A 7,861-nucleotide genomic window follows, 5' to 3' on the forward strand; every position below is an offset into this window, starting at 1 on the left:
CAGCCTACAAAACAAAAAACAAATCTCAAAACCAAAGAACCGTGGGGCGCACGGTCTTAAAGCTCAGTTAATGTCCTCATAGAGGAGTCACTGAGAAGCCCACACTCACCTGAAAGGGAGTGTGTGGAGTACGTCACGAAACATTGATGAGAACTGAGTTCGACATAAGATAATTTGTGGAAAACTGCCCCAAGTATGAGTCTCAAACCCTGATGATCTCGTTGAAAAAATCATAACTCCGTTCGCGTAGCGTCTCCGAAGGAGAAACTCCTAACCCGTATTTCTCACAAACAATGCGATTCCTAGGTCGCGCTATCTCTATTCCTTCGGAACGCTATGCGAACCAGACGCTACCGCGAACGCTATCACAATCTATCTAATCCTTATAGAGAAACGGTTTCGGGCATTTTTCACGGAGTTGATTTTTGATGCAGTGTGAAAAACCAGAATCCAGATTTTATAAGGGTTTGAGGATTTTGGTGAGAAATCCCGGCTAATACCGAACTCAGGTGAATCCGCCCTCAAGTGGAGATCTGGAAAATTTGGGATTTGGAATTGAGGATTTTTCCGTCCTCAAGGACAGGGATTGTAGGAAATTTTTTTCATCTAAAATCTAAAATCCAAAATCCAAAATTCCCGGTCAAAAGTCAATTAATCGCTTACAATAGGAAGGTTGTCAAGAATCACGATATACCGCTGTCATGGCTGTTCCTAAGAAGAAAACATCAAAATCTAAACGAGATAAACGCCGCGCTACCTGGAGACACAAAGCTGCTGTTGAAGCGCAAAAAGCTATCTCCCTTGGTAAATCAATTTTAAGTGGTCGTTCTAACTTCGTCTATCCAGCAATTGAGGAAGAAGAAACAGAAGAATCTTAGAGAAAAATTCAGTAGTCTCCAATTCAGGAGTTAGAATAAATTTATACTCGTGACGGCTGAGATTTGAATTTTTACAAGATTACTGAAAACCCCAATGCGTAAGGGTTTAGCAGTGCTCATTGGTGTCAACTTAGGTTACAGATGGCTTATTTGTTTGGCTTCCACACCCGCCAGGGAATAAATTCCCTGTCTCATAGCTTAATTCCGTTAAAACGGACTAATGAATTTTCCTAGTATTTAGTCATCTTTTAGATGACTTTCGCTATTAGCAAGGAACTTGAGTTCCTTGCGGGATGAAGATTTTGCGTTAAGTTGACACCATTAAGCTTTTGCTTTACCCCTCCATGGAGGATCAAATAATTAAGCCATTTTGACTGACTCCTGGGCGTATGAGTGACTGGGCGCAGGCCCTGCGCCCCTACTGGATTTTTATTAAGTACCAATAATTTTTTTCAACAGCGGTAATTTACCTTGATAGGGTGCGTATCGCCAATTTATATCCCAAGGAAATGAGTTTTGTAAGACACTTTTGTCATGGGAAAAGGTATCAAAACCAGCTTTACCGTGATAGCTACCCATCCCACTATCACCCACACCCCCAAATGGTAAAGAAGAAACACCAACCTGCATGACTGTATCATTAATACATACTCCCCCAGATGATGTTTCCTGTAAAATCCGTTTTTGCAGATTTTTGTTTTGAGAAAATAAATATAAAGCCAGGGGTTTCGGTCTAGAGTTAATCAAGGTAATAGCTTCATTGATATCTGTATATTCAATGATGGGTAAAATCGGACCGAAAATCTCCTCTTGCATTACTGTATCTGTTAAAGAAACATTTTCCAGAAGCGTGGGGGCAATGTAAAGTTCTTCACGGTTAGTTTCTCCACCAATAATCACTTCACCACAGTTGAGTAAATTAGCTAATCTGTCAAAATGTTTTTGATGAATAATTCTGCCATAATCGGGACTATTTGCCGGATTTTCTCCATAAAATTCTTGCAGACATTTTTGTAAAGCATTGACTAAATTTGGTTTAATCTTTGTATCTACCAACAAATAATCCGGGGCAATACAAGTTTGTCCAGCATTAATAAATTTACCCCAAATAATGCGTTTGGCGGTATGTTCTAGATTAATGTCTGTATCAATGATACAAGGACTTTTCCCCCCCAATTCCAAAGTTACCGGAGTGAGATGTTTGGCAGCAGCTTCCATAACTATTTTACCAATGGCTGTACCACCAGTGAAAAAGATGTGATCAAACTTTTCTGCTAGTAACTTTTGACTCGTTTCCACTGCACCAGGGACAACTGTAATATATTCTGGATCAAAGTATTTATGAATAAGTTTTGTAATTAAATCCGAAGTACATGGTGCGAGTTCTGAAGGTTTAATAATAGTACAATTTCCCGCAGCGATCGCCCCAACCAAAGGTGAGATAATTAACTGAAATGGATAATTCCAAGGTCCAATAATTAAAACTACTCCTAAGGGTTCTGGATATATCTTCGCCGAGTATGGAAATAAATCTAAAGGAACGGCTGCTTTTTTGGGTTTTGTCCAAGTATTGATATGTTTGATGGCATAATCAATTTCTTTATTAACACCGATTTCCGTAGCGTAACTCTCAAATTCTGGTTTATGTAAATCAGCTTTTAATGCTTGAATAATTGCTGCTTTATTCTCAATTACTAATTGTTTAAGGACTTTGAGTTGGGCAATCCGAAAAGTAACATCTTTCGTTTTACTACTTTGGAAAAACTGCCGTTGTTTGGCAATAATCTCGACGCATTTTGGTAATTCGTTGGTGATCATTGTTAATTCAATCTTAAAGAATGTGTGTCAAAATTTAGGGAACAGGAAAGATCAGAGAAAAATCTTCTTTATCCTGAACTTCTGAATTCTTACGAATGTGTTTTAATATTAGGCAACAACCTCTCATCGAGATTCGCAAATTATGGATTTATCCAATTTTACTACACTACAAAATTTAGAATCAGCCTTTGGTGGGGAATCAATGGCTAATCGTAAATACCTATTTTTTGCAGCAGTCGCACGTAAACTAGGGTTTTCCGATTTAGCAAAACTCTTTAAAGAAACAGCAGATCAAGAAACCGAACACGCCTTTGCACATTTTGAATTACTACATCCAGAACTTGTTGTTGAAGATGCAGCAGCTTTAACTGATGAACAAAAACGGGAAATTATCTCTCGTTGTTTATCTTTAGCGATCGCCGGTGAAACCTATGAATACACAACTATGTATCCTGAATTCGCTGCTGCTGCTAAACATGATCGAGATCATCCCGCAGCGGCAGAATTTCTCCAACAAGCTCAAGAATCTAGTGATCACGCTAACACATTTCGTGCTGCCGCCCACCGATTTGGGTTGCTGAAATTCATTGAAAATTATCATGCAGATCGCTATACTGAAGCCTTAGAAGTCTTGAACGGTGGAGACGCTGTAACTAGAGTTGTCAGTGAAAATCCGCAAACTCAGAAATGGATTTGTAGACAATGCAGCATGATTTATGATCCTGTGACAGGTGATCCCGATTCAGGAATTGCGCCAGGTACTGCATTTGCAGATATTCCTGAAAATTGGCATTGTCCTATTTGCGGTGCAACCAAGAAAACTTTTAAACCCCTTGAGGAAAAAGTTGCCGCTTAATTGAAATTAATCTAAGTAAATTCCCTATCATCTATTCATGCTCCCTCTTCTCTGGCAATGTATAAAATATAGAAGAGGGAGTTATGTAGTAGGGGTAAAACTGATTTGTTGTCCGGTTATGAATTTAGGTCTTGCACTTCATTAATCTAGTTTTTAATTTGATTTTGATTTTAAGTTTATTCTGAAGAAATCGGCAAAAAGTACCCAAAAAAAAGAGAGTGGGAGGAGGCATTACCAAGCGCCTTTCTCTCCCACTCTACCATTTGCTGCTGAAGCGATTAGGAACTTTATTCATATAGACGAGAACCGCTAATTAGGGGGGTAATTTGCAGGTTAACGATAACGTCTATACTTAGCAGGTATTCCTATGCAGCAAATACTAATTCTATTTATTTTTGAGACAACCTCTACAAGAGTCTTTTGTTAATTGATTTAGCTTTTTAACAACTCTCTTGTTTTTCGCTTGTCTAATATAATTTAGCCTGGATAATTTCATCGTGGTTGCCAATTTGGCATTTATTTTTATTTTTTTATTTGTTCATCTCCAACAGTTTTCAACCGACATTTTTCGAGAATAATTAATAGGGGGTCACACCCATCATCCTTGACATGGCTTGATTTCACCGGCTTTAAAGGCATTGTATCTATGACTATAAACCCGATTTTAAAGTATTCTAATTATGCAAAATGCAGGGTTTCAGGATGAGGGGTGAAACCCTGCATTGATTCACTAACAGTCTTCTCTATATAGGATTGAGGTGAGATCAAGTTAAACTGTTAAACCAATTCCTCCAGCCGCAAAATCAATCACGGTTTGATGGGAAAATTCATGGGTAGCGATCGCTTGCAACATTGCCAAAGGTAAGGTGAGATGATTTGCACCTGCTTGGAGAGATGCGGCGGCTTCTGCTGGTGACTTGATACTAGCTGCTAAAATTTCCACATCACTGCCTTTGAGGACACTGGACATATCGCCGACTAAGGCAATACCGTCTCCTAGCAAGCGTTCTGCCCGATTCACATAGGCGATCGCAATTTTTGCCCCCGCTTCCTTGGCTACGGCGGCTTGTGCGGGGCTGTAAATGCCGGTGACGGAACAGGTAATTTCTGAGGAAAGGGTGGCTACTACCTCAAATCCTAGTGGTGTAGCGGGAATTTTCAAGATGGTTTGAGAACCAATAATTTCAAAGGCCTTTCGCCCTTCGGCTATCATTTTCTTCTGATCTGAAGCCAGGAGTTGATAATATACAGGACCGGAAGTTAAGGAAACTAAGGTTTTGAGGGTGGTTGCCGGTGGGGTATTAGCTTGCGCTAATAATGTGGGGTTGGTGGTAATACCTTTGACCCAACCCCAATGTTTAACAATTTCGGCTTCTACGGCAATAGCTGAATCTAAATAAAGCGCCATAATCATCCTGATAAATGCCTACCTGGATTACTTTACAGCACCTCATCACCTGAGTTCGGTGTTAGGAGTTTCTCCTTCGGAGACGCTACGCGAACAGAGTTATGGTTTTTTCAACGAGATCATCAGGGTTTGGGAATAACTTATTGAGTAGGGTGCGTCAGATAGAGAAATCTGTTTTTTACCAAATTATTGGGTCTGACGCACCCTACAAGAGATAAAATCCACATTACATATTTAAAAAACTTTGTCAATGCCTAAGCCCTACTATTGATCAATTAGCAGTAATAAGCGGGCTGTTTTAAAATAAGTTGTCCAATTTTGGGGATCTGGCAGTTTTTGCCATTGAGGGCGACTGACTTCTAATGATAAGATTGGGGCGATCGCTCCCCGATTTTGTGCTGAAATAATAACGGATACTTCTGTCACCAAAATATCTTGGTCAAAGCTCCGTTGAGTTGCGGCTCTAGCGGTAGATTCTGCCCTTCGTAGCACGGTTTCGTAGCTTTCCTCTGGTAAACGGTCTATCAGCAAATCTACTCTAGCTGTGTAAGCTTGGACAATCTGCGGAGCGATCGCTTCTGTCATGAACCATAAAGAAACTGCTAATAACAGCCACACTCCACTATGAATAATCTGGATTTTTTTGCCAACTTGACTAATAATTGAAAAGGGGATCACTGAAAATGATTGTATTGCATCAATTCTGAACATAATCTTCTCTCTCCTGAATGACCGATCATGGAAATCAAGTGCGAGTATTTTACGATTATTTATGTTGTATCCACTACAACTAATTTCAGCAATAAGTGAAAATTAATTAAACTAAGTAATAGGACAATGAACCACTGTCTACAAGAGGCTTTTACTTCCTCGTTCTTCCTCCTGACTCGGTGACTCCTTCTTCCTCCTGACTCCTGACAGCAATTTTCAGTAAACAACAAACAAATAACCGACTCATAGCAGGATGGTAAACTACTGGGCGATCGCCATCGGCATTGATCAATATCAATTTTTTCAACCTCTCAGTTGCGCTCAAGCCGATGCTGAGGCAATTAAGGATTTTTTGGTAACACAAGCAGGTTTTCTCCCGGAAAAATGCCTGTTAATGACAAATACCTCGCCCCCCATAGGGGAACAATCCTCCTATCCGACAAAAGACAATATCCTCCTGCTGCTAGAAGAATTAGCAGCGACACTTTGGCAGCCAGGGGACTACCTATGGTTATTCTTTAGCGGCTATGGGGTTAACCACAAAGAACAAGATTATTTAATGCCAGTCGCCGGCAATCCTGAGCAAGTTACCGAAACTGGTATAGAAGTGCGATCGCTCATGGAGAGTCTACAGGTTAGCGGACTCAATATCTTACTCATCTTGGATATTAACCGCGCTTTTGGGACTCAAGCAGATGCCCCCGTAGGACAAGAAATTATCGAATTAGCCCAAGAACTACAAATGGGCGCAATTATTTCCTGTCAACCCGAGGAATTTGCCCATGAAAGCACGGAATTAGGTCATGGTTTCTTCACAGCAGCATTATTAGAAGCTTTAGGTTCTGGACAAGGATACAACTTTGCTGATTTAGCTGCCTATGTAAGTTATCTTACCCCCAAACTTTGTCAACACCACTGGCGACCAGTCCAAAACCCCATGACTGTCATTCCCTCTCCAGAGCCAGCTATTTTACCCACGTTGACACTAGATGAAACCTCAGCAGCACTAATTTTCCCCGCCGAAAGTTTTGCTATCACCCGCACCGCACCCCCCATAGAAAATAGCACCTTTAGCAGCATAAACAGGTATTGGTGGGCAGAAAATGCCTCAGTGGAGACCACCTTAAGCCCCACAACAACGGAGGAAAATTTAGTCCCCCCATCCATCTCAAAGTCGTCTGTTAGCAACAATCACGCCTTAACAACTTCACCAGAATCCCAGCCCAGTGGCAGATTTATTCCCGCCCTGACCACAGCCAATACCTATACTTCACTGCGATCTGAACCACCAATTTGGCAACAATTTATCATTTGGGGGGGTGGTACGATGGTGATAGTAGGTATAATTGCCACATTTTTACTCCGTAATCCTGAAAGTTTTCGGTTGAAAAATTTCTCAAAAACAGCATCTAATAATCAGACTAGCAAACTACAATTTCCCCAAATATTTAACACTTCTCAAAATCCTAGTAACGCCCAAATTAGTGCCAATACAGACTCTAAAAAACGTAATCAAGCGATTTTAGAGCTAGGAAAAATGTCGCTTGTCCCCACACAACCGAATCATTTAAGCATTGCGATCGCTAAAGCCCAGAGAATCCCCCCGGATTCACCACTATACGTCAAATCTCAGGAAAATATTCAGGTTTGGTGTCAAATGATTTTGGAACTAGCACAGGCACAAGCTCAACAAAAAAAATATCCAACCGCCATCACAATTGCCAAGTTAATCACTACAAAAGATCCGTTTTATTCCCAATCTCAAACAGTTATTCAAAAATGGCAACTAGAAGCCAAACAATATGTAAGTAATAAAACTCTCTTAGATGCAGCTAAGAAGTTAATTATTCCTGAACAAGCATCAACCTATAATCGCGCCATCGAAGTTGCCAGAAAAATTCCCAAAGGACAACCTGGTTTTGAAATTGCCCAAACATTAATTAACGAATGGAGTGAAAAAATTTTAGATTTAGCCAAAATTCGTGCCACTCAAGGAGATTTTCAAACTGCTGTCGCCACCGCTAAATTAGTCCCACAAGTAACAATTGCCTATGAAGATGCTCAAGATGCTATCCACAAGTGGCAACAGCAAAAGAATTAGTCAGTCGTAACCTGTAACCTGTAACCTGTAACCTGTAACCTGTAACCTGTAACCTGTAACCTGTAACCTGTAACCTGTAACCTGTAACC

The 7,861-nt window shown here is 40.4% G+C and carries 6 protein-coding genes; 3 read left to right on the top strand and 3 right to left on the bottom strand.

What is annotated here, in order from left to right:
• The first annotated feature begins 701 nt into the window (after positions 1-701).
• Entirely contained in the window at positions 702-878 is a 177-nt protein-coding gene (gene rpmF / locus PN471_RS09040) for a 50S ribosomal protein L32 (RefSeq protein ID WP_039202630.1), read from the top strand.
• A 432-nt stretch (positions 879-1,310) separates the two neighbouring features.
• Here the strand turns inward: rpmF and PN471_RS09045 are convergent, their stop codons facing one another.
• Positions 1,311-2,696: an aldehyde dehydrogenase gene (locus PN471_RS09045; protein WP_271776561.1), complete on the bottom strand. Its 1,386-nt coding sequence runs from the start codon at positions 2,694-2,696 to the stop codon at positions 1,311-1,313.
• Positions 2,697-2,838: 142 nt separating this feature from the next.
• Between PN471_RS09045 and PN471_RS09050 the strand changes: the two genes are divergently transcribed.
• Positions 2,839-3,552 (top strand): rubrerythrin family protein, encoded by a 714-nt coding sequence (locus tag PN471_RS09050; protein WP_271776562.1) that lies wholly within the window; start codon positions 2,839-2,841, stop codon positions 3,550-3,552.
• Positions 3,553-4,321: 769 nt separating this feature from the next.
• Here the strand turns inward: PN471_RS09050 and PN471_RS09055 are convergent.
• Together PN471_RS09055 and PN471_RS09060 are read right to left on the bottom strand one after the other, a co-directional pair.
• Positions 4,322-4,960, bottom strand: coding sequence for a transaldolase family protein (locus PN471_RS09055; RefSeq protein WP_271776563.1), 639 nt, complete (start codon positions 4,958-4,960; stop codon positions 4,322-4,324).
• 264 nt (positions 4,961-5,224) lie between these two features.
• On the bottom strand, positions 5,225-5,671 hold the full coding sequence (locus PN471_RS09060; RefSeq protein WP_193898150.1) for a hypothetical protein: 447 nt from the start codon (positions 5,669-5,671) through the stop codon (positions 5,225-5,227).
• A 253-nt stretch (positions 5,672-5,924) separates the two neighbouring features.
• Here PN471_RS09060 and PN471_RS09065 point away from each other — a divergent pair, with 253 nt between their 5' ends.
• Positions 5,925-7,772 (top strand): caspase family protein, encoded by a 1,848-nt coding sequence (locus PN471_RS09065; protein ID WP_271776564.1) that lies wholly within the window; start codon positions 5,925-5,927, stop codon positions 7,770-7,772.
• The last annotated feature ends 89 nt before the right edge of the window (positions 7,773-7,861 follow it).

Source organism: Aphanizomenon sp. CS-733/32, from assembly GCF_028330045.1.
In the GTDB taxonomy this organism is placed as follows: Bacteria; Cyanobacteriota; Cyanobacteriia; order Cyanobacteriales; family Nostocaceae; genus Dolichospermum; species Dolichospermum gracile.

What these genes read in the sequence shown, in the direction of transcription:
- rpmF (WP_039202630.1), top strand. Translation starts at nt 702, where the DNA reads ATGGCTGTTCCTAAGAAGAAAACATCAAAATCTAAACGAGATAAACGC.
- PN471_RS09045 (WP_271776561.1), bottom strand. Translation starts at nt 2,696, where the DNA reads ATGATCACCAACGAATTACCAAAATGCGTCGAGATTATTGCCAAACAA.
- PN471_RS09050 (WP_271776562.1), top strand. Translation starts at nt 2,839, where the DNA reads ATGGATTTATCCAATTTTACTACACTACAAAATTTAGAATCAGCCTTT.
- PN471_RS09055 (WP_271776563.1), bottom strand. Translation starts at nt 4,960, where the DNA reads ATGGCGCTTTATTTAGATTCAGCTATTGCCGTAGAAGCCGAAATTGTT.
- PN471_RS09060 (WP_193898150.1), bottom strand. Translation starts at nt 5,671, where the DNA reads ATGTTCAGAATTGATGCAATACAATCATTTTCAGTGATCCCCTTTTCA.
- PN471_RS09065 (WP_271776564.1), top strand. Translation starts at nt 5,925, where the DNA reads ATGGTAAACTACTGGGCGATCGCCATCGGCATTGATCAATATCAATTT.